23 protein-coding genes are annotated in these 26,109 nt (G+C 44.7%); 7 read left to right on the top strand and 16 right to left on the bottom strand.

The features are described 5' to 3' along the window. Window positions 1–201 precede the first annotated feature (201 nt). Both ACFQU8_RS04170 and ACFQU8_RS04165 read left to right on the top strand, forming a co-directional pair. Window positions 202–594, top strand: a complete 393-nt coding sequence (locus ACFQU8_RS04170; protein ID WP_382357916.1) for a (deoxy)nucleoside triphosphate pyrophosphohydrolase — start codon at window positions 202–204, stop codon at window positions 592–594. 41 nt (window positions 595–635) lie between these two features. Continuing rightward, entirely contained in the window at window positions 636–3,530 is a 2,895-nt protein-coding gene (locus ACFQU8_RS04165; protein ID WP_382357915.1) for a DUF3427 domain-containing protein, read from the top strand. 103 nt (window positions 3,531–3,633) lie between these two features. On the opposite strand, the gene ACFQU8_RS04160 is transcribed toward ACFQU8_RS04165, so the two are convergent. Beyond that, on the bottom strand, window positions 3,634–4,554 hold the full coding sequence (locus tag ACFQU8_RS04160; RefSeq protein ID WP_382357914.1) for an NADP-dependent oxidoreductase: 921 nt from the start codon (window positions 4,552–4,554) through the stop codon (window positions 3,634–3,636). A 316-nt stretch (window positions 4,555–4,870) separates the two neighbouring features. Here ACFQU8_RS04160 and ACFQU8_RS04155 point away from each other — a divergent pair, with 316 nt between their 5' ends. The 3 genes from ACFQU8_RS04155 to betB all read left to right on the top strand — a co-directional run bounded on the left by ACFQU8_RS04155 (window position 4,871) and on the right by betB (window position 7,333). Beyond that, window positions 4,871–5,410 carry a TetR/AcrR family transcriptional regulator gene (locus ACFQU8_RS04155; protein ID WP_382357913.1) on the top strand — a complete coding sequence of 180 codons (540 nt, stop codon included), beginning with the start codon at window positions 4,871–4,873 and terminating at the stop codon, window positions 5,408–5,410. A gap of 4 nt (window positions 5,411–5,414) precedes the next feature. Continuing rightward, window positions 5,415–5,744: a DMT family transporter gene (locus tag ACFQU8_RS04150; protein ID WP_382357912.1), complete on the top strand. Its 330-nt coding sequence runs from the start codon at window positions 5,415–5,417 to the stop codon at window positions 5,742–5,744. Between the two features lie 119 nt (window positions 5,745–5,863). Beyond that, complete coding sequence (betB, locus tag ACFQU8_RS04145) at window positions 5,864–7,333, top strand: betaine-aldehyde dehydrogenase (protein ID WP_382357911.1); 1,470 nt, start codon at window positions 5,864–5,866, stop codon at window positions 7,331–7,333. A gap of 173 nt (window positions 7,334–7,506) precedes the next feature. Here the strand turns inward: betB and opp4A are convergent, their stop codons facing one another. The 10 genes from opp4A to ACFQU8_RS04095 all read right to left on the bottom strand — a co-directional run bounded on the left by opp4A (window position 7,507) and on the right by ACFQU8_RS04095 (window position 18,094). Further along, window positions 7,507–9,384, bottom strand: coding sequence for an oligopeptide ABC transporter substrate-binding protein (opp4A, locus tag ACFQU8_RS04140; protein WP_382357910.1), 1,878 nt, complete (start codon window positions 9,382–9,384; stop codon window positions 7,507–7,509). Between the two features lie 95 nt (window positions 9,385–9,479). Beyond that, window positions 9,480–10,397, bottom strand: a complete 918-nt coding sequence (locus tag ACFQU8_RS04135) for an ABC transporter permease (protein WP_382357909.1) — start codon at window positions 10,395–10,397, stop codon at window positions 9,480–9,482. A 28-nt stretch (window positions 10,398–10,425) separates the two neighbouring features. Then, window positions 10,426–11,388 (bottom strand): oligopeptide ABC transporter permease, encoded by a 963-nt coding sequence (gene opp4B, locus ACFQU8_RS04130; protein WP_382357908.1) that lies wholly within the window; start codon window positions 11,386–11,388, stop codon window positions 10,426–10,428. A 6-nt stretch (window positions 11,389–11,394) separates the two neighbouring features. Further along, complete coding sequence (locus ACFQU8_RS04125; RefSeq protein WP_382357907.1) at window positions 11,395–12,327, bottom strand: ABC transporter ATP-binding protein; 933 nt, start codon at window positions 12,325–12,327, stop codon at window positions 11,395–11,397. Next, window positions 12,314–13,330 (bottom strand): ABC transporter ATP-binding protein, encoded by a 1,017-nt coding sequence (locus tag ACFQU8_RS04120; RefSeq protein WP_382357906.1) that lies wholly within the window; start codon window positions 13,328–13,330, stop codon window positions 12,314–12,316. Before ACFQU8_RS04120 ends, ACFQU8_RS04125 begins: the two co-directional genes overlap by 14 nt. A gap of 408 nt (window positions 13,331–13,738) precedes the next feature. Next, entirely contained in the window at window positions 13,739–14,161 is a 423-nt protein-coding gene (locus tag ACFQU8_RS04115) for a MarR family winged helix-turn-helix transcriptional regulator (RefSeq protein WP_382357905.1), read from the bottom strand. A gap of 10 nt (window positions 14,162–14,171) precedes the next feature. Continuing rightward, window positions 14,172–14,924, bottom strand: a complete 753-nt coding sequence (locus ACFQU8_RS04110; RefSeq protein ID WP_382357904.1) for an SDR family NAD(P)-dependent oxidoreductase — start codon at window positions 14,922–14,924, stop codon at window positions 14,172–14,174. Between the two features lie 209 nt (window positions 14,925–15,133). Further along, a complete protein-coding gene (gene htpX, locus ACFQU8_RS04105; RefSeq protein ID WP_382357903.1) occupies window positions 15,134–16,018 on the bottom strand; it encodes a zinc metalloprotease HtpX in 885 nt (294 codons plus the stop codon). A 12-nt stretch (window positions 16,019–16,030) separates the two neighbouring features. Further along, complete coding sequence (locus tag ACFQU8_RS04100; RefSeq protein WP_382357902.1) at window positions 16,031–16,579, bottom strand: LemA family protein; 549 nt, start codon at window positions 16,577–16,579, stop codon at window positions 16,031–16,033. Window positions 16,580–16,633: 54 nt separating this feature from the next. Further along, a complete protein-coding gene (locus tag ACFQU8_RS04095; RefSeq protein WP_382357901.1) occupies window positions 16,634–18,094 on the bottom strand; it encodes an aryl-sulfate sulfotransferase in 1,461 nt (486 codons plus the stop codon). 263 nt (window positions 18,095–18,357) lie between these two features. Here ACFQU8_RS04095 and ACFQU8_RS04090 point away from each other — a divergent pair, with 263 nt between their 5' ends. After that, complete coding sequence (locus ACFQU8_RS04090) at window positions 18,358–19,581, top strand: dicarboxylate/amino acid:cation symporter (protein WP_382357900.1); 1,224 nt, start codon at window positions 18,358–18,360, stop codon at window positions 19,579–19,581. 159 nt (window positions 19,582–19,740) lie between these two features. Here the strand turns inward: ACFQU8_RS04090 and ACFQU8_RS04085 are convergent, their stop codons facing one another. The 5 genes from ACFQU8_RS04085 to ACFQU8_RS04065 all read right to left on the bottom strand — a co-directional run bounded on the left by ACFQU8_RS04085 (window position 19,741) and on the right by ACFQU8_RS04065 (window position 24,477). Continuing rightward, window positions 19,741–20,751, bottom strand: a complete 1,011-nt coding sequence (locus ACFQU8_RS04085; protein WP_382357899.1) for a FecCD family ABC transporter permease — start codon at window positions 20,749–20,751, stop codon at window positions 19,741–19,743. Beyond that, window positions 20,748–21,755, bottom strand: coding sequence for a FecCD family ABC transporter permease (locus tag ACFQU8_RS04080; protein WP_382357898.1), 1,008 nt, complete (start codon window positions 21,753–21,755; stop codon window positions 20,748–20,750). Before ACFQU8_RS04080 ends, ACFQU8_RS04085 begins: the two co-directional genes overlap by 4 nt. Window positions 21,756–21,946: 191 nt before the next feature. Next, a complete protein-coding gene (locus tag ACFQU8_RS04075; protein ID WP_382357897.1) occupies window positions 21,947–22,885 on the bottom strand; it encodes an iron-hydroxamate ABC transporter substrate-binding protein in 939 nt (312 codons plus the stop codon). Next, window positions 22,836–23,681, bottom strand: a complete 846-nt coding sequence (locus ACFQU8_RS04070; RefSeq protein WP_382357896.1) for an ABC transporter ATP-binding protein — start codon at window positions 23,679–23,681, stop codon at window positions 22,836–22,838. The genes ACFQU8_RS04075 and ACFQU8_RS04070 overlap by 50 nt, the downstream gene beginning before the upstream one ends. Window positions 23,682–23,820: 139 nt before the next feature. Next, on the bottom strand, window positions 23,821–24,477 hold the full coding sequence (locus tag ACFQU8_RS04065; protein WP_382357895.1) for an NAD(P)/FAD-dependent oxidoreductase: 657 nt from the start codon (window positions 24,475–24,477) through the stop codon (window positions 23,821–23,823). A 213-nt stretch (window positions 24,478–24,690) separates the two neighbouring features. Between ACFQU8_RS04065 and pepV the strand changes: the two genes are divergently transcribed. After that, a complete protein-coding gene (gene pepV / locus ACFQU8_RS04060; protein ID WP_382357894.1) occupies window positions 24,691–26,106 on the top strand; it encodes a dipeptidase PepV in 1,416 nt (471 codons plus the stop codon). The last annotated feature ends 3 nt before the right edge of the window (window positions 26,107–26,109 follow it).

Raw genomic sequence — 26,109 nt, 5'->3', positions numbered from 1 at the left:
CTGTGGGTGTGTTTTGGCTAACTCTATTCTACAGGAAAGGGTCTTCCTTTTTCTATGACCATTATTGAGTCATTGCGATTTACACAAACTATTTTACGCTCTCGATCCAGTGCGGTGAAGGAACGTTTTATTCTCTTTAAATAGCCCTCATTATTCCAGTATAATGATTTACAAAGACAATCAACAATAGGAGAGGTCTTAATGAGCAAAAAAAACATCCATGTGGTTGGTGCTGTTATTGTCAATCTGGAGCAAATTCTTTGTGCTCAGAGAGGTGAGACAAAAACATTACCCTATAAATGGGAATTTCCTGGTGGGAAAATAGAAGAAGGGGAAAGCGCTAAACAAGCTCTTCAGCGGGAGATACAAGAAGAAATGCGTTGTGATATTCAAGTTGGTGAACAAGTCGATCATACCGTCTATGAATACGACTTTGGGATTGTTCATTTAACAACGTTTTATTGTGAACTGCTGAAAGGTGAGCCAGTCTTGACCGAACATGCAACATTCACGTGGTTGCCAAAAGAAGAATTACTAACACTCGATTGGGCTGCGGCTGATATTCCAGCAGTCGATAAGTTAGCTAGAGATTAATTGACAACTAAAATGAATTACACTTGTATTGCGGTGATTATGTGGAAGATTTTTTAAGTAACTTAGAGAATTCTTTATATAAAGGGTTTATTGATCAGAATATTGGTACAGCAGGCAGATATAAACCTGAGTTATTAGTGAACGATACGCGAGCGAATGAACATGTATTAACATCTCTGGTTGACGAGCTTGATACTTGTCAGTCATTCATTTTTTCGGTGGCATTTATTACAGAAAGTGGTCTTGCTACTTTAAAATCCCAATTGTTGGATCTCAAAAGAAGAGGTGTGCGTGGACGCATTTTAACGTCTACGTTTTTACATTTTAATCAGCCCAAAGTATTCAAAGAGCTCATGAAGATTACGAATGTAGAAGTTCGACTAACCAGTTTAGAAGGATTTCATTCAAAAGGTTACATATTCGACCATGATCAACATGTTTCGTTGATCGTTGGTAGTTCAAATCTTACGGCCCAAGCCTTAAAAGTAAACTATGAATGGAATATAAAAGTCACATCCCATCAGAATGGTGAGGTTATTGCACACTTTAAAGATCAATTTGAAAGGGCATGGGAGCAAGCCAGTCTATTAACCGACGATTGGATTGCGAGCTATGAAGCCATGTATGAGCCTGAAACTTACGAGACAGCAAACAAAGTGATGGAATTACCTAAAACGTACGGTGCCAATCCAGTAAGAGAAGCCGTAACGATTCAGCCAAATAAGATGCAGGAAGAAGCCTTGAAACATATACAAGCTGTTAGAGATGAAGGGCAGGATAGAGGACTTGTTATTTCTGCAACCGGAACGGGCAAAACGTACTTAGCAGCGTTTGATGTCCGTCGTGTGGCCCCAATACGTATGTTATTTATTGTTCATCGTGCGCAAATTTTAGAACAAGCCATGGCCGATTTCCAACGCGTTATGGGAGGAATGGACAAAGATTTTGGCATTCTATCAGGTTCGAGCAAGCAAACAAATGTGACGTACTTATTTGCAACGATACAAACGATCTCCAAACAAGATGTGTTAAATCAGTTTAGCACTCAGGAATTTGATTATATTTTAGTTGATGAGGTTCATAAAGCAGGAGCTTCTTCCTATTTAAAAGTCCTTGATTATTTCAATCCCGACTTCTTGTTAGGTATGACTGCCACGCCAGAGCGCACGGACGATTTTAATATATTTGAGCTATTTAATTACAATATTGCGTATGAAATCCGGCTGCAAGAGGCCCTTGAAGAGGATATGCTCTCCCCGTTTCACTATTTTGGTGTGACTGATTTTGAATATAACGGGCAACTCATTGATGATACGACGATGTTATCCAATCTTGTAACAGATGAGCGCGTTGAACATATTATGGACAAGGTTCATTATTATGGTCACTCAGGTGACAGGGTTAAAGGGATCATGTTTTGCAGCCGCCAACAAGAAGCTATTGAACTATCACAAGCTTTGAATGAAAGAGGTTACCGGACAGCTGCGCTAACAGGAAAGAGTTCACAAGAGGAAAGATTGCATCAGGTCGACCGTCTCGAAAATGGTGCGCTCGACTATATTTTGACTGTCGATATTTTTAATGAAGGTATTGATATTCCTAGCATTAATCAGATCGTCATGTTAAGGCAGACCGCATCCAGTATCGTTTTCATTCAGCAATTAGGCCGTGGACTACGCAAACATGGGTCCAAAGACTTTGCCACAATCATCGACTTCATTGGTAACTATAAAAACAATTATTTAATACCGATTGCTCTATCAGGAGATGGATCGCAAAACAAAGATAATATCCGCAGACGTACGACAGAAAGCAGCTATATTAAAGGTGTTTCTACTGTCAACTTTGAAGAGATTGCAAAGAAACAGATATTTGACTCGATCAATGCGAGTAAGTTGACGTCGATGAGGACAATTCAAGATGCTTTTGCAGCATTGAAAAATCGCATAGGTAGAACGCCTTATCTGTATGATTTTATCATAAATCATTCAATTGATCCTGTTGTTATTGCGAACAAATTTAAAAATTATTATACCTTCTTAATCAAAATGAGGGAGGATGTTCAAGGATTTTCTTCTTATGAAACTAGTATTCTAACGATGTTCACCTTAGAATTTTTAAATGGGAAACGTCAGCATGAACTGATTCTACTTGATCAGTTATTAAGAAAACAGACAATAACCTATAACACTTACCTGGACGCTTTACGAGATTCTGGTTGTTTGGTTGATCAGGATACTCTGAAGTCGGTGCATCGCATATTTAATTTATCTTTCTTCACACAAAAGGATAAGGATAAGTATGGTACGATGCCAATTGTTCAATGGGACGCAGATAACAACTACTCTTTTAATCATAAAATACAAAAGAGTTTAGAGGTTAATACCCAGTTCAAGCATTTAGTCGAGGATGTTATTCAAACCGGTTTGAAACGAAGCGAGAGGTATGGAACAGGAAACGGACTCACCCGTTATGAAAAATACACGAGAAAAGATGTATGCAGACTATTAAATTGGGACAAAGATGAGAAAGGTACGATGTTTGGTTATAAAGTCAAACATCAGACATGTCCGATATTTGTGACGTACCACAAAGACTCTCAAGTTGATGATAGTGTAGCTTACGGCGATGAGTTGATAAGTCCAGAAATAATGAAGTGGGAATCGCGAAACAATGTCAATATCTCATCTAGTGAAGTACAAAAAATTATCTATGCGAAAGAACAGGGGATAGATATTCATTTGTTTGTCAAAAAAAGCGATGATGAAGATGGGGGCGACTTTTATTATCTAGGGAGACCATTGCCAGATAAAAGGTCGGTCGAGCAAACAACCATGCCGAATACAAAAGGACAAATGGTCCCAGTCGTTCATATGAATATGGTTTTAGATCAACCGATTGAGCAACGAATGTATCATTATATCGTTGATGCGTAAGTTAGTGGTTGATCATTTGAATTGGTAAAAGCGAACAGTTTTTGGACTGTTCGCTTTTGTTGTCATATGAATCGCCATTTTTTAGAAACCTAACTTCTTACGATTACTCACTCGGACGTGTGACCACCAATTTGCCCCGGGCATGTCTGGTTTCTGTTTTTTGAAGAGCATCTAAGCCTTGTTCAAATGGATAAGCGTTTTCGATAACCAGCTTAATTTTGTCGTCAGCAATGTTTTGAACAAGCTGAATAACCTCTTTTTGACTATCATCATGATGGCCGATTTGCTCAACGGTTATATCACGTTCAGCTTCAAACTGGCCGCCTGATACGGTGATGACTCTTCCACTGTCCTTAACAATGTCCATGCTGTCTTTTCCAGTTTCCGGCTGTATAGCCAAAGCAGCTGTCACACCGCCATTGGACCACTCGTTAATGTGCGTTTGCCAGTCAGGGTCATGATAATCGACCGTTTTTTCTGCACCAAGGGATTCCATATAGTCATGATTTTGAGCTGAGGCTGAGCCGGCTACGTGGATGCCTTTAGCTGCTGCCAGCTGAATGACAAAGGTGCCGATCGCTCCGGATGCGCCAGCGATGAAAAGCGAATCGCCTTCATTAAGGCTAAGGGAACGCATACTTTCCAGTGCAGTGTTACCTGCAACGGGAATGGCTGCGCCCTGCTGAAAGCTAAGAGCATCAGGCATAGGGATAAGTGCTGTCTGATCAGTTACAGCATATGCTGCCCACGCACCGCCTTTTGGCTGCAGAGTGGTCATAAATATCACGCGATCGCCAACTGCAAAATCGGTCACTTGCTTGCCGGTCTGCACAATTTTGCCTGCTCCTTCAGTGCCAATTGGATAGGGAAAATCAGTATTCTTTGGAATAAAAAATCGATCGTGAATACCAACGCCAAACGCCTCCACCTGCACGAGAACTTCATTATTACTAATCTCAGGAACTGCGACGTCCGCGATTTCGACATGGTTACTGCTCGAATCTGTTCGTACAAATGCTTGCATGGTGCATACCTCCTCAGATCAAGATGTTTATTGGAAATTGCTAAGAGTTTATTCCGTGTCAGCAAGCAGGAGTAAGTCCGCCGTTTTTGTAGCTTGCTGAATACAATGTCAATTAAAGGTGAATGAGTCAGAAAAGTCAAAGGAACTGTTTATAATGACTGATAATGCAGCCTGAGCTGCCAGTCTGTTAGTCATTCCTTAAAATATTTCCTGGGTAATAAAATGTGAAATAGTGTCGAAGGATATTTGATTTTTTGACATTATACCGTCCGGACGGTATAATATAACTATAAACCAAATTGAAAGGAATTATGCTGTGTCTAAACAAGAAACGCAAGATAAAATTCTCGAAGCTGCTGCAGGTATTGTGCAATCAGATGGAATACTGGATTTAACATTGGAAGGGACGGCGAAACGCGCTGGAATTAGTAAAGGCGGTCTGCTTTATCATTTTCCATCTAAAGATGCGCTGATCGGAGGAATGATTCAACACCTGATGCAGCGCTACAAAGATTTCATTAATCAAGAGGCCAGTGATGATCCCTCACAGCAGGGGAAATGGACACGGTCATTTATCAAAGGAACGTTCCAGCAAAGTTCGGCAGATGAAAGTATGGATGCAGGCCTGATGGCTGCTGCTGGCATTAATCCTGATTTATTAAAACCAGTGCAGGAAGCTTATCAGGGATGGCAAAGCAATATTGAGCATGATGGACTTGAGCCTGTTAATGCCACGATTTTGCGTTTAGCAGTCGACGGGCTCTGGTTTTCAGAAATATTCGGTTTGGCGCCATTAAATGAAACGCGGCGTCAACGTGTTTTAGAAAGGCTTATTCAGCTGACAAGGGAGGAATGAACTGATGCGGGGAATGGTTTATCTTCTGATTGCAACAATTGGGGAGGTGGTTGGGACAACGGCCTTAAAAGCAAGTAATGGATTTAGTAATCTGTTTCCGTCTATTATTGTGATAATCAGTTATAGTTTTTCTTTTTATCTTTTGGCCCAGTCATTAAAAACGATCCCTTTAGGTATTGGTTATGCTGTGTGGTCGGGAATTGGTACGGCGATGACAATTTTGATTGGTGTATTGGTGTGGAAAGAGTCGTTGTCATTGGCAGGCGTTCTGGGTGTTCTCCTGATTTTCTCAGGCGTTCTCATCCTGAATTTGAAAGGAACTGTGGCCGGCTAGCTTTGCTGTAGTATTTATTTGCTTTTGATAAATGTAAAATGCTACGATAGTTTTAAAGTGTTTAAACTATTAAATTGTAACTTAATATAGTTTGATTTTAATAATGGGAGGAATAGCGTGTGAGCACTAAGCAACAATATATTGATGGACTATGGGTAGACGCCATCTCAGCTAAAACGCGGGAGATTATTAACCCATTTAACCAGGAAGTTATTGCTGAGGCAGCTGAAGGTGATGCATCGGATGCCCAAAAGGCTATAATGGCTGCACGAAACGCATTTGATCAGGGTTCCTGGCCTCAGACACCTGCGACCGAACGCGGAAGAATTGTTGGTAAAATCGCTGACTTGATTGAGCGGGACAGCGAAGAACTGGCAGAACTTGAATCACATGATACGGGCAAAACAGTCGAAGAGAGCCGCGGTGATATGGAAGATATTGCTGGCGTGTTTCGCTATTATGCGGAAATCGCTGATAAAGATGGCGGGGAAGTCATCGACTCACCCGTTTCAGATTCTGTCAGTCGGGTTGTCAAAGAACCTGTGGGCGTCTGCGGTCAGATTACACCATGGAATTATCCGCTGCTTCAGGCTTCCTGGAAGCTTGCACCAGCGCTTGTCGCCGGTAATACGCTGGTGATCAAGCCGAGTGAAATCACACCGCTGACCCATGTCAAAGTGTTTGAATTGATAGAGGAGGCAGGTGTACCTGCAGGTGTGGCCAATTTAGTCCTTGGTGCAGGTGATACGGCAGGCGCTGAGCTCTCCCGAAATACGGATGTTGATCTGATTTCATTTACCGGAGGCATTAAAACCGGCAAAAAGATCATGCAGGCAGCCAGTGTTAATGTTAAAAAACTGGCACTCGAACTGGGCGGTAAAAACCCAAATGTGATATTTGCTGATGCAGCGTTTGATACCGCTGTTGACCAGGCTCTCAATGCTGTCTATTTCCACGCCGGGCAAATTTGCTCAGCCGGTACGAGACTAATTGTCGAAGAAAGCATCCATGATGACTTTGTCCAGGCTTTAGTCGACCGCGTTAAAAATATTAAACTTGGAAACGGTTTTGATGACACAACACAGATGGGGCCTTTAATTTCACAGGAGCATTTAGATAAAGTAACGAATTATGTCGAAACGGGCGTTCAGGAAGGTGCAACGGTGGCAGTCGGCGGACAAAAACCTGATGATCCGGCTTTGCAAGATGGTTTCTTCTATTTGCCGACTGTATTGACCAATTGTACAACCGATATGGATGTGGTCCAGCAGGAAGGATTCGGGCCAGTCATCACGGTTGAGACATTTAAGACAGAAGATGAAGCTATTAAGCTGGCAAATGACTCAATTTATGGACTTGCCGGAGGTGTCTGGACCAGCGATATCGCTAAGGCCGAGCGCTGTGTCGCCAGAATGCGTATGGGCACTGTCTGGATTAATGAAGTTAACTTCTATTTTCCACACGCGCCATGGGGCGGTTTCAAACAATCCGGTATTGGCCGTGAACTCGGAAAAGCAGGTTTGGATGAATATCAGGAAACCAAACATATTTACCATAATCTAAACCCGGAACCGGATCACTGGTTCTAACATAATACTTGTAACAGCATAAGCAAGCAAAATAGGGATTCTTACAAAAGTGCGAACCACTAGAATGACACTTGTGTGACTAAACCCGCTCCGGTTGCTTATCGATACTATTAGATTAATAGGTTTCACTTAAAAGAGGATGCCGTTATTCAGGCATCCTCTTTCATAGTTGGTTAATCGGCTGTATACGGCTCTTCCTGCGTTACGCCAATTTCATTTAGTGGTATTGTCGTCGTTCCAATGGTAATATCATAGTTAACAACCCGGTTATTGACCGGAACAATGGCAGATCTGTATAGTGTTGGGAATACTGGTACTTCCTCAACCATCAGCTCTTGCCAGTCATTATAGACGTCTTGTCGATAGTCCTGATCGAATGCTTTTTCGGAGATGCCTTTCTCGAGAAGTTCATCATTTTCCTCACTGGCATAACGTGAGAAGTTAAACAGAGCGTCACGTCCGTATAAGCCTTGAGGGTTGACGTCAAAAGCGACGGACCAGGCACCTTGATAGATATCAACCTCAGGGTCATCCTCGCCTGTTTGACCGATCTTTTCATAAAACGTGTTAAACTCCAGCAGACGGCCATTTAAGAGCTCTACGTTCAGACCGACCTTTTCCCAAGCCTGAATATAATACTTGGCTAATGGTTCTGCTGTGTCACCGCCGGACATTGATGCGAAATTGATAACCAGCTCCTCACCATCCGGGTCTTCGCGGAAGCCGTCATCGTTTGTATCTTTATATCCGGCTTCATCAAGCAGTTTTTTTGCTTTTTCCGGATCAAATTTCCGTCCCATGTTGTCGTCATCATGATACGTTGGATGAGACGGTGGAATCAGCGTTGTTGCATTCCAGCGCAGGCCGTGGTAAAACTTCTCGCCGACGGTATCATTGTCGACAGCGTGCCACATGGCCTGCCGTAGCTTTTTGTTGGCCATTTTAGCATCTGGGTCAGGAGCAACTGTGTCATTTTCATTGTCCCAAGTCCCCAGTTTGAAGCCGATATACGTGTACGACCGGTCGATGGTGCCCAAGTATTCGACATTACTCATGTCAGCATTTTCCGGATATTGATCGGCCGGGAAGCTATCGACAATGTCGACCTTACCGCTTTCATATGCTTGCACGACAGTATTCGGGTTAACTGTTTTAATGATAACTTTGTCAAGGTTCGGTTCACCGCGCCAATAATCCTCATAGGCCGATAGTGTTACAGATTCGCCTGGCACGATTTCCTCAACTTTATACGGCCCAAATCCGATTGGGTTTTCCCGTACTTCTGGTGATTCGGGTATGTCTCCAACGGGCATATCTCCGAAAATATGCTTAGCCATCGGGTAAGACCAGATAGCCCCAGTTTTCAGGGAAGGTGTTGCTTCCTTAAAGGTAACTTTCATTGTTTTGTCATCAACGACTTCAATGCCGGATATGGAATCAGCTTCTCCATTATGATAGGCGTCCATGCCTTCAATATTACGAAAATCTGCTGTGTAGCGTGGTCCGTCGTAATCCGGATGGCCGATGACTTCATGGGCGAATTCCCAGTCCTCAGCCGTAACCGGTTCACCATCATGCCAGTTGACATCATCGCGTATGGTGAAGGTAAAGGTACGGTCATCATCAGACACTTCATAGGTTGCGGCCCCATCTTTTGTAATGGTATACTCTTCAAAATCTAAAAGTGTTCCGCCAAACCAATCGAGAATTTCACCATCATAGGTGCCATCGTAGTATTGCCAATTCAAAGATCCCTCAAAAGCTGTATCTGTTACGAGACCATAATTCAGTGTACCGCCATCCATGGGCTCGCCTTCATTTGTTTTAGCAGGATCGAAGTCGTCTATCGAATACAGTTTATCATCGGACGCTTCGGCCTTGTCTCCGTTTCCGTCTTTGTCTTCGTCAGAGTCGCCCTCTTGCTCCTCGCTGTCTTTACCATCATCTGTATTGTCTTCCGCCTCATCAGACTCTCCGCTGCAGGCTGAAAGTGTCAATAGGAGCACTAACATCAGTGCGAACCATGTCTTAAATAAGTAAGATTTCGCCATTCAACAGACCTCCCTTGTTATTTAATCTTAAATACTGGTATAACCACACCTGAATACTATCTGCATGGCTAACCATGACCTCTTCTTCAAATTAATCACCCCCTTCGCTGTCTGGCATCAGCTGCACGCTTGAGTGCCTGCCCGACATTGTTAACACTCAGCATTAAGACAAAAACCATAAGCGATGCCGGCAGCCAAATCCACCACCTTTGTTCAAGGGTTGTCGGGTTTTTGGCATAACTGATCAGCGTCCCCAGACTTGGTGTATCTTCCGGCAAGCCGAATCCCAGAAAGGACAACCCGGACTCCAGGCCGATATTATTGGCTAAGTTCAATGTCATCGTTACAATAATCAAAGAGCTTATATTCGGTAAAACCTGACTAAACATTGTTTTCAGATTTGATGAACCGAGTGTTTTGGAGGCCTGTGCATAATCCAGTTCTCTTTCCTGCAGGGCCTTTGACCTAATCAATCTGGCAATTCCCATCCACAAAAATAGTGTCATGATAAGTGAAAAGGATACCACGCCGTATTTCGGAACCAGTGCTACAAATACAATCACGATCATTAAGAAAGGAAGTATAAGGAAAAAGTCCAGAATACGCATCATAATATTGTCAATGTGTCCGCCGAAATAACCGGATATCAAGCCGTAGACAACGCCAATGATACCTGTCAACAGTGTGACAAGAACGCCAATTGAGATAGAATTCCTCGTACCGACAATTAATTGACCAAAAATACCTCGGCCGCCATAATCCGTCCCCAGTAGAAATTCGTCCGAAGGCGGCTCATGGATTGCAAATAAATCAACTTTAACAATGTCCTCATGATTTAGAATAAGCGACGTTCCATAGACAAACAGCATCACAGCAACTAAGAAAATTAAAGATAGCAGTGCTACTTTGTCACGGACGATTTCCCGCCAGAAAATGCGCAAGCCGGATGGACTTTCATTTTCAGCGGACTGATTTAATGTTTCGTTTGCCGGCTGCTCATATTTATTCTCCATTTCAGTCACCTCAGAGTCATTGGATTTCTTATTTAATACGGATGCGAGGGTCTACAATACTTAATATAATGTCCGAAATCAGCGCTCCGAGAACAGAAGCTGTTCCGAGCAGCAAAACAACGGATGTTACCACGGTATAGTCGCGTTGTGTTATCGAGTTTAAAAACAGCTGTCCCATTCCGGGGTAACCAAAAATTTGTTCGACAAATACCGTTCCGCCTATTAAACCGGTCAGTTCGAAGCCGAAAAAAGCAGCAATGGGCAAAAGCGAATTGCGTAAAATATGGCGGTTGTAGACTCTGGATTCAGATGCCCCTTTTGCACGTGCTGTAATAATAAAATCTTTCTGTTTCGTATCAATGATTTCACTGCGCAAATACTGCACCGTATTGACGGTTGTAATCAAACCAAGTGATAGGGCTGGCAATAATAAATGATTGAGCCGGCTCAGAAAGTACTCCCATGTGCCTGACTCGGTTCCTGGGGTAACACTCCCGCTTGTCGGGAACAGACCCAATTTAAAGCCAAAAATCCATAACATAATGAGTGCGAAAATAAAAATAGGTGTGGCGAACCCAATATAGGTGTAGCCGGTTATCGAGCTGTCCAGTAATGAGTCATTAAATCGGCCGCTTGTCAGTCCTAATGGAACAGCAATGGCATAGGTGATAACCAGCGTAAATACCCCGAGCCAGAAGGAATTGACGGCCCGCTGCCAAACCAGTTCCGAAACATCCATTTTATGGACCATCGACTGACCGAAATCTCCATGAAATATACCAGTGATCCAGTCGGTATATTTAACATACCACGGGTCATTCAATCCTAGTTGCTCCCGTTGCTCAGCAATCGCCTCCGGGTCAATACTTGGATCAATCTGGCCCGTTAACGCGTCACCTGGCATGGCTTGTGACATTAAAAACACGATAACGCTCAACAAAAATAATTGCGGTATCATAATGAAAATGCGCCGTAAAGTAAATTTCCACATATTTGGTCAACCTTTCTCTGGCAAGGCTACTAGATGCGTATCTGATATTTGTTTGAGATCATATGCACGTCCGTTATCACCGAAGTAATCGTTATAAGATGCTTCATACGTTTTCTCCACCTTCTGACGGTGACTGATCATTTCCTGACGGTTTTGGGGGTTGATGTCCGGTATAGCCGCAACAAGCCGTTTTGTATAGATATGCTGCGGGTGATTGAAAATGTCCTCAACTGTTCCTTCTTCAACATAGCGTCCGTTATACATAATGCCGATATCGTCGCACATATGCCTGATAACGCCTAAATCGTGGCCGATAAAAATATAGGTGAGTCCTAATTCCTCCTGGATATCTTCCATGAAATTGAGAACCTGAGCCTGCACTGATACGTCAAGCGCCGATACGGGTTCATCTGCAATAATCAGCTTCGGTTTCAGGGCGATAGCTCTGGCAACACCGATACGCTGCCGCTGACCACCGGAAAACTGAAAAGGATATTTCATAATATCGTCAGGACTTAGACCAACCAGTTCCAGCAAATTCTGGATACGTTTTTTTTCTTCCTTATTGGATAATTTCTCATAGTTGCGCAATGGCTCAGCAATAATATCCAGGACACGTTTCCGTGGGTTAAGTGATGAATAAGGATCCTGAAAAATCATTTGAACTTCCTGGGGGATATCGATTGCCGCTTTTTTCGGGTTTGTAATATCATAGCCATTATAAAGAATCCGTCCTGATGTCGGTTGATTTAAGCCAATAATGGCACGGCCTGTTGTTGTTTTGCCTGAACCTGATTCGCCAACGAGTCCATAAGTTTTTCCTTCCTCGACTGAAAATGAAACACCGTCCACAGCCCTGATATGATCAACCGTTCGCCCAAATATACCGCCTTTAACCGGGAAGTGTACCTTTAAATTGTCGACTTCAAGAAACCCCATGGTGCTGATCCTCCTTTCCTTCATCCGGGAAGTAAAATGACTGATAACACGTGCAGCGGACAAAGTGACCGGGACTTATTTCTCGCAGCTGGGGATGGTCTTCATGTGCTGATTGGTCGATCCAGGGGATTCTGGAACGGAAACGACAGCCCTCACGCGGCATTTTTTTAAGTGAGGGAACGATACCCTGAATGACATGAAGTTTCGAGTCAACAGCCTCCAAACTTGGCACTGAACTTAAAAGCGATCGGGTATAGGGATGCTGCGGATTGTTAAACAGTGTGTAAACATCCGTGATTTCGACCATTTGTCCCGCATACATCACAGCTACACGATCGGCCATTTCTGCGACTACGCCTAAATCGTGTGTGATTAAAATAATGCCGGCATGCATACTTTCTTTCAGATCATTAAGCAAATCGAGAATTTGCGATTGAATGGTGGCGTCCAGTGATGTGGTCGGTTCATCTGCAATTAATACTTCCGGGTCATTGGCGATCGCAATCGCAACCACTGCACGCTGGCGCATACCGCCTGACAGTTCGTGCGGAAATTGATTGTACACGTGGGCAGGAAATGTGATGCCTACCTTGTCAAGTAAAGATATGGCCGTCTTTTTGCGCTTGTCTTTGGACAGCTTTTTATTGTGCAGCAGAAGAATTTCCGTGATCTGGTCACCAATCGATTTCAATGGATTTAATGCCGTCAGCGGGTCCTGAAAGATCATGCCCATCTGATCACCGCGCAATTTATTAATCTGCTTTCGTGCATAAGTTGTGATATCATCACCTTTGAATAAAATATCACCTTCAATTCTGGCCCGATTATGCAGCTGCATAATCGAGAAGGCTAGGGCACTTTTTCCACAGCCCGATTCCCCAACGACCGCGAGTACTTCATTTTCATTGAGTGTCAGCGATACATCATCCACCGCTGCATAATAGGCGTCTTCAATCTGAAATGATGTCGTCAGATTATTAATGTTCAGTAACGTTTTTGTCAATGTCATCACCCTAATGCCTAAATTTAGCTTCCGGATGTTTCCCATTCATAAGCGTTTGCGGCTGAATTCAGAGCCTTTTGCCAACTGTCCGGGTGTAAATTTCAAACTTAACTGAAAATTACTACATTGAATTATAAGTTAAAACTATGCATTTGACAAGTAATTTTCTTAATTTTTAACTAATTTTTTGTTTTCATGAACATGGTAAAGCAACCGGGAAGCTAAAGATCGTTTTATCTAATGTGAAATGGCAGGAGGGAGGGTGACAGAAACGGCTCATGCCAGGGGTGGTGTTGAAACAGAAGTATCAGGATGGCCCAAGCTTACATTAAAAGACCCAAGCTGACGATGTGACGAAAACCTGGGTCTCATTAAACCATGTCTTAGAAGCGTATGGGTCGAGCTTGTCTATTTTTCGAGCTGCTGCAGTAATTTTTCATAAATACTTAAGAATTGCTCGACTTCCTTGTCAGTCAACGTTTCAAATAATGCCTGTCGCAACGTATGTCCTGTTTGTTGGGCGTCCGTGAGAGCCTGTTCTCCTTGTTCTGTGATAGCCAGCAATACTTTACGACGGTCCTGCTCATCATATTGGCGAACGGCGTAGTCCTGATTAATAAGCTTATTGGCCACATTCGTTATCGAGCCGGGTGTGTAGCCGAGTTCCTTGGCTACAGCAGTTGGCTTGCTAGGTCCTTGCAAGTGCAGCTGATGTAACGCGAGAATAGAAGAAATACCAATCGGATGCGAATAATTCTCATAGAAACGAATCAGCAATGCATCGTTAAAACGCTCCGCTAAACGAATGAGATGAAAGATGGAATCGTTCATTCTTTGGCTCTCAAAACTTCACAGAGCCGCCATCAACGTTGATTGTCTGGCCTGTAATGTAAGAGGAATCCTCACTTGCCAGGAATACGGCCGCATGCCCGATATCTTCTTCGAGTTCACCAAAACGCCGCATCGGAATGTTTTCCAGGACTTGCTGATAATATTCCGGTTCTTCTTTTGCCCACTGCTGAACGCCGGGAGAGTTGGCAATCGGAGCAATCAGATTCACATTAATGCTGTCTTTGCCAAATTCATTTGCTGTCACTCGTGTCAGGGCACGGATTCCTTCTTTTGCTGCAGCATAAGCACCTTGAGTAGCATGGCCTTCAATTCCGGCACCTGAGGCAAAGTTAATGATATTCCCTTCTGTTTTCTGCAAATGCGGAATAGCTGCTTGCATCAAGTAAAATGTTGGATAGAAGCCAGTGTTAAATGACAAATCCAGATCCTGCTGGGTTATCTCCAGGAAAGGTTTAGCTTTTGAAGCATGTGCATTGTTAACCAGAATATCCAACTTGCCGAACTTGTCTACAACCTGGTCGACAATGTCTTTTAACTTATCATGATTGGCCAGGTCAGCCTGAATGAACATTGATTCCGGCTGATGTTTCTGCAGTCGCTCGACAACTTTTTGGCCGGACTGCTCATCGAGGTCTAAAATCGCAACTTTTGCTCCTTCTTTAACAAAAGCTGTGGCGATTCCCTGGCCAATACCGCCGGCACCGCCAGTAATAATGGCTACTTTATCTTGCAGTTTACCCATCGTTATCACTCCTTCGTTAGGTTACCTAATTATTTTAACACTAAAATAGGCGAATTTAAAATAAGAAGGTAGTTTGCCGGGCAAGTGTAACCATTTACAGCTTTGATGGATTGCTGGATTTTCCTGACTGGCTCAGGCTCAGCCATGTGTCTGTCTTTCACTATATACCGACGCTTCCGTCCGATGATTTCAAGATCATTCCTGTTACGCTACATTTCCTGCAATTTTTCAATACGGCTCTCAATAGTAGGGTGGGTTGCCCAGAGGCTGCCGCGTTTTTTTCGGTTCTTTTTACGGGGAACGTCGATATACATTGCAGCTGTTGCATCATCAGCCCGCTCCACATCATTTGAGTCACCACTGATTTTCTTTAAAGCGCTGATCATGCCAGCCGGATTTCGTGTCAATTCTACTGATGTTGCATCGGCTAAATATTCCCGGTTTCGTGAGACTGCAAGCCGGACAAACTGAGCGGCAAGCGGTGCCAGAATGACCAGGACGAGAGCGACGATCATTAAAAGCGGATTGCGTTTTTGATTGTCACCCCGGCCGCCGCTGAATAACAGCATGTGTGATCCGAATTGTGCGATGACGACAATCACACCGACAAGCGCGATGCAAATGGTCATTAACCGAATATCATAGTTGCGGATATGACCCAGCTCGTGCGCGATTACGCCGGAGAGTTCCTCACGGTTCAGCTTATCGAGCAAGCCCGTGGTTACGGCGACAGACCCTTTTTCCGGCTTAATACCAGTCGCAAATGCATTAGGTGATGCTTCCTCGATTACATGGATCTTAGGCTTGGGGATGCGGGCAGCAATTGACAACTCTTCCACAATATTTACCAGTTCAGGATAATCATCACTTGTTACTTCCTTTGCCCCAGACATGCTGAGGACCTGAGAATTCGCTGACATAAAGGTGATAGGAACGTAAATGGCCAGAATGATCAGCGTGACGACCAGGCTTGTCCAGGGACTATGACCGAATAAATACCCGATTGCCCACCCAATTGCCAAAACGAGGATTGTGAATAGAGTCACCAGCAGCATTGTTTTGCGTTTGTTTTGGGCGATTTGTTCATACAGCATAGGCTTCCTCCATTAGAAATTCACGTCAGGTGCTTCGCGCTCTTCTTCCGGTATTGTCAGTTGATCTTCGTGCTGGAAATTGAACATATTGGCCATAAGATTCGCTGGAAATGATTCGCATTTAATGTTGTAGTCGGCGACGGTTTTATTGTACAGCTGACGCGAGTAGGCGACTTTATTCTCCGTTGTGGTCAGTTCTTCCTGCAGTTCCCGGAAGTTCTCATTCGCTTTGAGATCCGGATAGGATTCCGATAGGGCGAAAATTGATTTCAAACTCCCCTCGATTTCGTTATCAGCATCAATCCGTTCCTGAGGTGTACCGCTCACAAGCTGGTTGCGCGCCTGAATGACATTTTCCAGTGTCTCCTGTTCATGGGATGCGTAGCCTTTCACCGTATTAACCAGATTAGGGATCAAATCATGACGGCGTTTCAGCTGGACGTCAATCTGACTCCATGCTTCCTGCACCCAATTTTGATACTTAACCAGTTTGTTGTAAGTCGTAATCAGCAATATCGCAATGATCACGACAACCGCAATAATGATAATTGTTGTCCACATTACTATCTACCTCACTTTTAATAGGTGCCAGGTACATAAACAATTCAGAATTGTTTATGTACCTGGTACCTTAAATCTTGCAGCCCGGTATACGTGCTGTTTGCTTTCGGGTGCGAAGCCATAAATCGTTGCTTCGAACACGTCTTCGCTGCTGTCAGTTACTTCGACAATTTTGGAGGAACGGCCGGTTCCTGTTTGAATATAACCAGATGTAATAAGACGGTTGCCTGTTTCCGGCAGCCAATCGGCGTCGCCCACAATTGGTGAAAAGAAGGCTTTTCCGCGTTCTTCGCCGTAGGACCATACCTCTTCAACTGTCTGGTTTGTTTCATGGACCCGGTATTGTACAGCCCGGCTGAACGTTTGACTAAGCTGCTGGTCTCCACGTGTGAGAACGTTATTATTGTCAAACAGCAGAATATCCAGTGTTTCTGGGTTACCATCCTGATCGGGCAGTGTCATAACGGCATGCGGTCCGCCCGGGTATTTGAAATGATCGCCTATGGGTGTCAATAATGTGTTTTCCCATGACGCTGGCCAGTTTTCAGGTGAGGCAAGAATCCAATCTACCTCACCTTCAGGGAAACTGTGTTTCATGACTAAATCCTGGTGTCTTGCTGTCATAATCACTTTTCCATCGTCTTCTCTGTCCGCCCATATGGCGTTGTTATGCAGCCAGTCACCGCCATCCTCTGAAAAGCTGTCTGGAAAGATTGACCGGTAGTTAAGGCTGTTTATGGGCTTGCCTGTATGCCGGTTGAATTCGGTGAGTTTGTCTTTTACACTCAAGGATGTTTCCTGATGGGTTGTGACAAGCAGATTATGATTGGCGCGTTTGATCGCATCCGTATTAACTGCAGTCTTGGGAATGTCCTCTTTTGGATAGATGGTCCATGCATTATAAATCTGACCAAGCAAGTCTGTTTCTATGATGCGGTTATGTTTTGTTTCTTTATTCGGCTTAGTATAGATTAAAAAGTTCCCGTCTTCAGTCGGTTTGAACAGTTGTCGGATATTAATTTTGCTGTACCAGCGCACCTCGCCTTTATGGTCGATAGCAAAAGCGTAGTGGGCGCTTGGCACGATAAATGTCAGCCCATTTTCCATTTTTTCTTTATCTGCGTTAGTCACGCTCACCCGTAAAAAATCCTTCGGTAATGCTTGTGTTTTTATCTGAATGGTATTGGTTGTCGTTTGCCCGGAGTGTGTAGTTGCGGTAATGGTAACCCGGTTTCGTTTGTTAGCATATAAGCCAATAATCGGGATCTGGTGAATAGTATGATAGCCTGGAACTGTTTTTTCAATTGGCGTGTCACCATGAATCATTAAAGTGATCGATGCCGGTTTTTTTGTTGTAAATTGAACAAGCGCCGACAAAGGTGCAACCCGATAAGGATTCAATTGAACAAAAGGATTGTTCAATGAGTGCACGCGATAATTAAATGCCCGTCTCAGCCGCTTTCTTATTTGCTGCTGTTTATGCATGCGGGGCATGTTGCGCTGCGAGATAGCCACTTGTCTTCCCTCCTTAAATACAAATGTAACCACTCCTAAGTATACAATAAATTGAATTCGTGTTCCAGTTCATGGGTATCGCTGCGTTTTAAATTCCAGACATAAATTGTTGCACGCATGTAATATAATACGGTAGAATATGAGATATTCTGCATTTGGCAGTGCTGGTCAAATAGAATTGTATTAATTTTTGCATATATCCAAATTGCATGACGTAATAGATTGATAGAAACATCCAAAGACAGACTAGGGGGGGACTACAAATGAAAAAGAGTCTTATATGGCAGTTAATTGCTGCGTTTGTATTAGCTATTGTAACCGGTATCATTTTCGGCGATAAGATGGAGGTTGTTCAGCCGCTTGGGGATCTATTTCTCCGCCTGATCAAATTTATTATTACGCCTTTAGTGCTCGCCACATTAGTTGTTGGGGTCGCCAGCACGAGTGATGTGAAAAAGCTTGGGCGACTTGGCGGTAAAACGGTTATCTTCTATCTGGTAACCAGTATGCTGGCTATTACATTAGGGATTGTTGCCGGGAAACTGTTTTCGCCAGGCAGCGGTATAGATATATCCTTAGAAGGAAAAGAGGCGCCTGAACCGACTGAAACGGATGGTGTCATTCAGACGATCTTAAATATTGTGCCAACGAATCCGTTTGAAGCACTGGCATCAGGCAATATTTTGCAAATTATCTTTTTTGCGTTACTGATTGGTATTGCTATTACACTTGTTGGTGAAAAGGCACAGCCGGTCCAGCGGTTCTTTGACGGACTGGCAGAGGTTATGTATAAGATCACCGGAATGGTTATGGCAATTGTACCGATTGGTGTTTTCGGACTTTTAGCGCCTGTCGTCGGCGAGTATGGCGCCGATGTATTGCTGCCGTTAATTAAACTTGTTCTGGCAATGCTTGCAGCTTGTGTTATTCAGCTGGCCATTGTGTATGCTTTAATCGTCAAGCAATTTGGCAAAATGAGTCCTATCCGTTTCTTTAAAGGGATCTTTCCGGCAACGGCCGTGTCTTTCAGCACCAGCAGCAGTTCAGGAACACTGCCGGTAACGATAAAAAGTGCTCAGGAGAACCTTGGTGTTTCCAAAGAGGTCAGCACTTTTGTGCTGCCGCTGGGTGCGACAATCAATATGGATGGAACCGCCCTGTATGTTGGTCTGTGTTCCATGTTTGTTGCCCAGTATTTTGGTATCGACTTGTCGATTTCACAAATGGCTACAGTCGTGCTGGTCGGGACACTTGCCTCGATCGGAACAGCTGGTGTGCCAGGTGCAGGCCTGATTATGCTGACAATGGCGTTAAGTGCTGTTAATCTGCCGTTGCAGGGTATCGCGCTGGTTGGCGGCATTGACCGGATCCTGGATATGATGCGCACATCGGTGAATGTGACAGGGGATGCTGCTGCGAGTGTGGTTGTTGATGCGACTGAAAAGCGGAAACTGGAGAAACAGAAGAAGCAGAAGCAGTCTGCTTAGCGTTAAGGCAATAAGGCTGCTCCGGAAATAGACGCCGCTTTCCGCGGGCGCTGGTGAGCTTCCTCGTTCTCGCCACGTCCGCGGGCATTTTGGCGCAGTCTCTGCTTCCGCAGGATTCCCCATATTTTCTTCGCTAAATCCAGCTTCTTTTGAGTCTGCTTAAATTTTTCGTATTAATAAATATAAGAAGTAAGGTGCGCCAATTAAAGCGGTGACGATACCGGCAGGCATGCCATTAGGTTCAATCAAATGAAGACCAATTGTATCTGCAAGCATAAGAAGCCAGCCCCCGACAAGCGTCGCGACCGGGATTAAGAGTCCGTGACGCGGACCAACCAGGGCACGTGCAATGTGCGGTGCCATTAAGCCAATAAAGGCAATGCCTCCCGTCACAGATACCGCAGCAGCCGCCAAGGCAACGGCTGCCAGAAGCAGGGTTAACCGTTCCCGTCCCAAGGCAACACCGAGTCCAATGGTTGTCGATTCATCCAGGCTGAGTATATCGAGACGGCGGGCTTTCCATAGGGCATATGGAATCAGGATAATAAGCCAGGGGAGCATGGCACCAGCAAAGACCCAGTCGGTTCCCCAAACACTTCCCGCCAGCCAATTGGAAATAAAGTCAACCTTTTCACGGCTTGCTGTCGAGATCAGTACAATCATCACCCCTGATAGCGCCATCGAAAAGCCCACACCCACCAGAACCAAACGAACCGGCTGAAAACCGGTGAAGCGGCTGTAGGAAAAGACATAAATCAATCCAGCTGTTAAGAAAGCTCCAATGAAAGCAACGACAGGCAATACATATACAAATGAATCTGCTTCAATTGGGAAGAAGAGGAAGAATACAGCGATGGCGACACCTGCTCCATTGTTAATCCCAATGATGCCAGGATCGGCCAGATCATTGCGTGTCATGCCCTGCAGAATAGCACCAGAGACACCCAGTGCCATACCGGCAAGAAGTGTGACGGTTAACCGGGGCAAGCGTATAGAAAACAGGATGAAATTTTCTTTTAAATCACCGTTGCCCAGGAGAACGGCAGGCAATCGGCTGTACGGGAGAGACGCATCCCCGAGACCCATTCCGATAAAAGCGGTCGCGATGATTAATAAACTAAAGCCTAATAAAATCAGGCGTTGTTTGTGATGCAATGATGTACGGATCATGAGAAAGTGCGGCCTCCCTTATGGATAACAATCAGGAAAAATGGAAGCCCGAATATAGCGATAATCGCAGCAACCGGCGTTTCATAGGGGGCGTTCATCGTGCGGCTCAGTGTATCCGCCCATAACATGAACGCTGCGCCAGCAATTGCCGACATAGGTACGATGAATCGATAATCCGGTCCAACGACTGCCCTCACAATATGCGGAATCATCAAACCAAGGAAGGCGAGGTTGCCCGCAAGAGCTACGGAAGCACCGGCAAGCAAAATGATGGCCAGAAACAGGAACGTTTTTATAAAGGTGGTTTTTTGGCCCAAGCCAACCGCAACATCCTGGTTCAGACTCAGAACGGTGAGATGACGTGAAAAGAGCAGTGCTATGATGATACCTGCCAGAATAAATGGTACGACAACCTCAAGCTGCTGCCAGACGGTGCTGGTCAGACCGCCTGCCGTCCACATTTTCACATCTTTTGAGAGTTTAAAGTAGAGACCTGTTCCATCTGCAATGGCTTCTAGAAAGGCTGAGACAGCAGCTCCTGCAAGCACAATCCGAAAAGGCGACAAACCGCCTTTTTTCATACCGCCAATGCCAACAACAAGGAGCATCCCAACTGCAGCGCCGATGAAGCAGGCAATCATAATCACAAATGTTGATGGTCCAGACCAAAAAGCGAGTGTGAGAGCGAGAGCGGCATTTGCTCCTGCTGTGAGTCCGAGCAGGCCCGGGTCTGCCAGCGGATTCCGGGTTACACCCTGCATCAATGCGCCTGATACGGCTAAGGCTGCACCCACAAAAACAGCTGCCGTCTCTCTCGGCAGGCGTATTTCGCGGATAAGAACGGCGGCGTCAGTTTTTGCGTGGAAGCCAAATGCTGCCAGGACATCATGCATCGTGGTATCGGCCGCCCCGAAGAATGCAGTCACCCCAAACGAGGCGAGCAAAAGGACAAGTGCTATGATAAATTTATAAAACATGGGAATGGTCTTTATGAATTTTGCCATGGCTCTCATCTTTCTGAATGCAGACTGGAAATACAAAAATTCTTTTTGTATGCTGGTTTTCGCTATACAAGCAACGGCAGGTTAAGATCGGTGTTTGCTATGATGGCCGAACAGATCGGGCATCATTGAATGATAGGACATTGCAAACGAAAAAGGCGGAATGTCTAGCCCGCCCATTCCGCCTTGATAAATTAGGATTCACCCAAAAAAGCCTCTTTGAATACATTCAATTCATAATCCAGGCTGATCGCATCATTAAAATGAAATGCGTTGGCATTCACGTGGATGACGTGATCGTTTTTGACAGCCGGAATATTTTTGTATGTCTCAGTATCCTGAAACGCATTGTCGGCACCCGGGTCTTCAGCGATAACCATATAGTCGCCAGCGTAGTCTGGAATCGCTTCTGGTGAAATAGAAAGATAACCTTGCTCTTCCGCTGATTCTTTCACGTTTTCCGGCATTTTCAGATCCATAGCCTGATAGAGGATTTCCGTTCCACGGGCCCAGTTATCACCATAAACGTAAAACTGTTTATCAAATTTCTCGGTAACTGAGATCGTTGTATCTGCGCCAATGTTGTTTTTGACTTTTTCTCCGAGATCCTCTGCCCGCTTTTTAAAGTCCTGTACCCATTCTTTTGCCTGATCTTTTTTACCGAGCAGCTTGCCGATTTCAATACGCTGATCTAAGTAACCAAGCTCCCCGTATGTGTAGGTGACGGTTGGGGCGATTTCTTCTAATTTATCACTATTTTTGACCGAGGACAGACCAATGATTAAATCTGGATCGAGATTTAAAATCTTCTCGACATTTTCAGCTGAGACAACCTCAGCATCCTTTACCTTATCTTTTAGCACAGGGCTTTTTTTCGCTCCCTGGTCGACGCCAACAATATCGCCATCCAGTGCTGCCACATCCCCGGCAAAGAAGGAGGTCAAAACGACAATGCGTTCAGGATCTTTTGGGACTTCAACAGGACCGTCTTCAGATTCATAGGTTCTCATAGCTTTGTCATCCTGGTCTTTGTCCATAGCTTTATCTTTCTGATTATCATCATCTGATGTCTCGCTGCACGCACTAAGCAAAAGCGCGGTTAAGAGCAGACAAAGGGCAAGTATTTTCTTCATGCTGATTTTCTCCTTTAAGCAGGTTATAGGTTAAACACATAGGTTTATTGGTTCTTGGGTCACGGCAAATATCAGCATCAATCGAGAAAACCTCGCGTAAAACATCACATTGGATAACATCTTCACTCGTACCAGTCTGAACAATGTCGCCATCTTTCATAGCAATGAGATGATCAGCGAATCTGGCCGCCTGATTTAAATCATGCAGCACCATCACGATCGTCCGGCTTTGTTCCAGATTCAATTGCTGAAGAAGTTCCAGCACTTCCAGCTGATGGGCCATATCCAGATAGGTTGTCGGTTCATCCAAAAAGATCATGTCTGTATCCTGTGCAAGCGACATGGCAATCCAGACGCGCTGACGCTGCCCGCCGGATAATGTATCGACTGACTCATTTCTTAACGCAGAAATATTTGTCACATCAAGAGCCCAGTCGATCAGTTCGCGGTCATATTGCTTTAAGCGTCCCAGACCTTTTTGATAAGGATAACGGCCGTAGGAGACGAGCTCGCGTACGGTTAAGCCGTTGGCGCTTTCAGGACTCTGTGGCAAGATAGCCATCTTCTGTGCAAGTGCCTTGGTTTTTTCCTTGGCAATGTCTTTTCCATCAACTAAAACAGATCCGGATTGGTGCGGGATAATACGTGTTAAGGCTTTTAGCAGTGTTGATTTTCCGCAGCCATTTGGTCCAATAATCGTAGTGATCTGATTTTGAGGGATTTCTACAGATAGATTCTCAATGATCGGCTGTTCGCCATAGCCGATCTCGATGTTGTCGGCGTTTACAGAGACCATGACATAACCTCCTATATAATCAAAAGGGCGTGAATTGAAAATAGTTCTCATTACAGTGCTAATGGTACTATAATCTGCCCGCTCTGTCCTGTCAATGACACTCTAAGAGTTATCACAAAATAATCATAAAAAGCATTTATCAGGGATCTAATAAAAGCGAGCTGTACACTTGAGCAGGAGCTGATGGATCAAGGTAAGTTTTAGCGTGATTGACTGCTGTAACAGCTTCCGTATAAGCCGAGGCTATTAACCGCCACTTGCCGGTATAACCCGCCATATCACCTGCTACGTATACATGAGGCATCTGGGTTTCCATGTCGTTCGAAACGGGTATGCGCCGTCTTTCTAATGGAAACCCCCAGGCTTCAATGGGAGCAGGATCGCAGAAATACACGTCTTTTCGCTCTCGCTTAGTTATCACACCCGGGCCGGCTGCAATTAAAACTGTCTTCGAATGATGCACGTCACCATTTTCCAGTGTCAGTGACAGAGATGCATCAGCGTTGCCACCGATTGCCTTAACCGTACGATTCATAATAATGGACGGATTAAACATTAAGGCCTGTTCTTCCATTTGACTGATAAAATCGGCGCCGCTGATTTTCGGGATGCCGCCAATATCGTAAATCATTTTTTCCGGGTAAAAAGCCGTCACGGTTCCGCCGAGAAAAGGCAGACAATCGATGATTTTCACCGACATGCCGCGCATACCCGCATAATAGGCTGCATACATACCAGCGGTACCGCCGCCAATAATGGTCATGTCATACAACTCTGGCTCTTGCTGCCAATTCATAAGACAAACCCTCTCTCTATCGCTCAAACTCATTCTAGTCTACATTATACCGTAATTGATAATCGTTTTCAATTTATTAAGGCTGGCTTAAGTGAAAATAGTTTGAACATAAGAACAACTGCGATACAATAAAAGGTACACGATGAAAGCGCTGGCCTTGCCAGGTTGTATTAACTTATGACAGGACTGGCTGCACGAAGGAGTGATAAGGATATGGATAAAATCAATTGGATGGATGAAGTTGTCAAACGGCAGGATGAGCTGCTTAAGGATCTGCAAGGGTTTCTCAGTATTAAAAGTGTCCTGAATGAAGAACAGGCTGACTCAGAGGCACCGCTTGGCCAAGGTGTTAAAGATGCCTTGCACTATATGCTGAATTTAGGTGATGGCGACGGGTTTTCCGTCAAAAACGTGGACAACCTTGCCGGTCATCTGGAGATGGGTGAAGGTGAGGAAATGCTCGGTATACTTGGGCATGCTGATGTCGTCCCAGAAGGTGATGGCTGGAGCATGGAACCCTACGGCGCCACAATTAAAGATGGCCGAATTTATGCGCGCGGATCCAGTGATGACAAAGGGCCGACGATAGCAGCTTATTATGGGATGAAAATCGTAAAAGAGCTGGGAGTGCCACTCGATAAGCGCATTCGTCTGATTATTGGAACGGATGAAGAAAGTGACTGGCGGGGTGTTAACCACTACTTCGCAAAAGAGGAAATGCCGGATATGGGTTTTGTTCCGGATGCGGAATTCCCAATAATCTTCGCAGAAAAAGGCTTATCTGATTTTGATCTGGTGCTGCAGGCAGATGCGGAAGCTGCACAAGATGAACGTGTCTTACAAACATTCCAATCCGGCCTGCGTTACAATATGGTGCCTGACCATGCTGAAGCCCGTATCACGGCTCCGCAAAATACACAAGACATGATACAGTCATATCAGCGTTATCTTGCCGATGCTGGACTGGACGGACAGGCCAGTGCTGAGGACGGAGAAATGACGTTCACCCTGAATGGTGTGAGTGCACACGGCGCCGAACCGGCAAACGGTATCAATGCTGGCATACGACTCGCGCAGTTTTTACAGGACCTGCCGCTGGATGCTTCAGGGAAAAAGTTCCTCGAGACAATTGCTGAATTCCGCGGTCAGACTCGTGGTGAAGCATTTAACATGGCGGTTTCTGATGATGTTTCTGGTGATTTAACGATGAATGCAGGCGTCATGCAATATACAAGAGGATCGAAAGGGCGCATTGGCGTCAACATGCGCTACCCGGTAACATTTGATATGGATAAAGGAAAAGAGACCTTAACAAAAGCCATTGCGGCAAAAGATCTCACGATGGAGAACATGACAGATTCCAAACCAGCTTATGTTGAAAAAGATGATCCGCTTGTTCAGACGCTTAAGCAGGTTTATGAGGAACAGACCGGCGAAACGGGCGAACCGCTGGCAATCGGCGGCGGCACCTATGCACGCGCTCTGGACCGTGGTGTTGCTTTTGGCGCGATGTTCCCAGGACGTGAGGATGTTATGCATCAAAAAGATGAATATGCTATCGTGGACGATTTGCTGAAGACAACGGCCATTTATGCCCAGGCGATCTATGAATTGGCAAAGGCAGACTAATGG

The organism is Lentibacillus kimchii (assembly GCF_042666895.1).
GTDB classification, from domain to species: Bacteria; Bacillota; Bacilli; order Bacillales; family Amphibacillaceae; genus Lentibacillus; species Lentibacillus kimchii.
The sequence above is the reverse complement of the archived record's forward strand: the minus strand, read 5'-3'. Positions and strand labels throughout refer to the sequence as shown.

What these genes read in the sequence shown, in the direction of transcription:
- ACFQU8_RS04085 (WP_382357899.1), bottom strand. Translation starts at nt 20,751, where the DNA reads ATGATCCGTACATCATTGCATCACAAACAACGCCTGATTTTATTAGGC.
- ACFQU8_RS04075 (WP_382357897.1), bottom strand. Translation starts at nt 22,885, where the DNA reads ATGAAGAAAATACTTGCCCTTTGTCTGCTCTTAACCGCGCTTTTGCTT.
- opp4B (WP_382357908.1), bottom strand. Translation starts at nt 11,388, where the DNA reads ATGTGGAAATTTACTTTACGGCGCATTTTCATTATGATACCGCAATTA.
- ACFQU8_RS04160 (WP_382357914.1), bottom strand. Translation starts at nt 4,554, where the DNA reads ATGCAAGCATTTGTACGAACAGATTCGAGCAGTAACCATGTCGAAATC.
- ACFQU8_RS04170 (WP_382357916.1), top strand. Translation starts at nt 202, where the DNA reads ATGAGCAAAAAAAACATCCATGTGGTTGGTGCTGTTATTGTCAATCTG.
- pepV (WP_382357894.1), top strand. Translation starts at nt 24,691, where the DNA reads ATGGATAAAATCAATTGGATGGATGAAGTTGTCAAACGGCAGGATGAG.
- ACFQU8_RS04090 (WP_382357900.1), top strand. Translation starts at nt 18,358, where the DNA reads ATGAAAAAGAGTCTTATATGGCAGTTAATTGCTGCGTTTGTATTAGCT.
- ACFQU8_RS04070 (WP_382357896.1), bottom strand. Translation starts at nt 23,681, where the DNA reads ATGGTCTCTGTAAACGCCGACAACATCGAGATCGGCTATGGCGAACAG.
- ACFQU8_RS04110 (WP_382357904.1), bottom strand. Translation starts at nt 14,924, where the DNA reads ATGGGTAAACTGCAAGATAAAGTAGCCATTATTACTGGCGGTGCCGGC.
- ACFQU8_RS04115 (WP_382357905.1), bottom strand. Translation starts at nt 14,161, where the DNA reads ATGAACGATTCCATCTTTCATCTCATTCGTTTAGCGGAGCGTTTTAAC.
- ACFQU8_RS04065 (WP_382357895.1), bottom strand. Translation starts at nt 24,477, where the DNA reads ATGAATTGGCAGCAAGAGCCAGAGTTGTATGACATGACCATTATTGGC.
- ACFQU8_RS04100 (WP_382357902.1), bottom strand. Translation starts at nt 16,579, where the DNA reads ATGTGGACAACAATTATCATTATTGCGGTTGTCGTGATCATTGCGATA.
- ACFQU8_RS04150 (WP_382357912.1), top strand. Translation starts at nt 5,415, where the DNA reads ATGCGGGGAATGGTTTATCTTCTGATTGCAACAATTGGGGAGGTGGTT.
- ACFQU8_RS04125 (WP_382357907.1), bottom strand. Translation starts at nt 12,327, where the DNA reads ATGGGGTTTCTTGAAGTCGACAATTTAAAGGTACACTTCCCGGTTAAA.
- ACFQU8_RS04135 (WP_382357909.1), bottom strand. Translation starts at nt 10,397, where the DNA reads ATGGAGAATAAATATGAGCAGCCGGCAAACGAAACATTAAATCAGTCC.
- htpX (WP_382357903.1), bottom strand. Translation starts at nt 16,018, where the DNA reads ATGCTGTATGAACAAATCGCCCAAAACAAACGCAAAACAATGCTGCTG.
- ACFQU8_RS04080 (WP_382357898.1), bottom strand. Translation starts at nt 21,755, where the DNA reads ATGGCAAAATTCATAAAGACCATTCCCATGTTTTATAAATTTATCATA.
- opp4A (WP_382357910.1), bottom strand. Translation starts at nt 9,384, where the DNA reads ATGGCGAAATCTTACTTATTTAAGACATGGTTCGCACTGATGTTAGTG.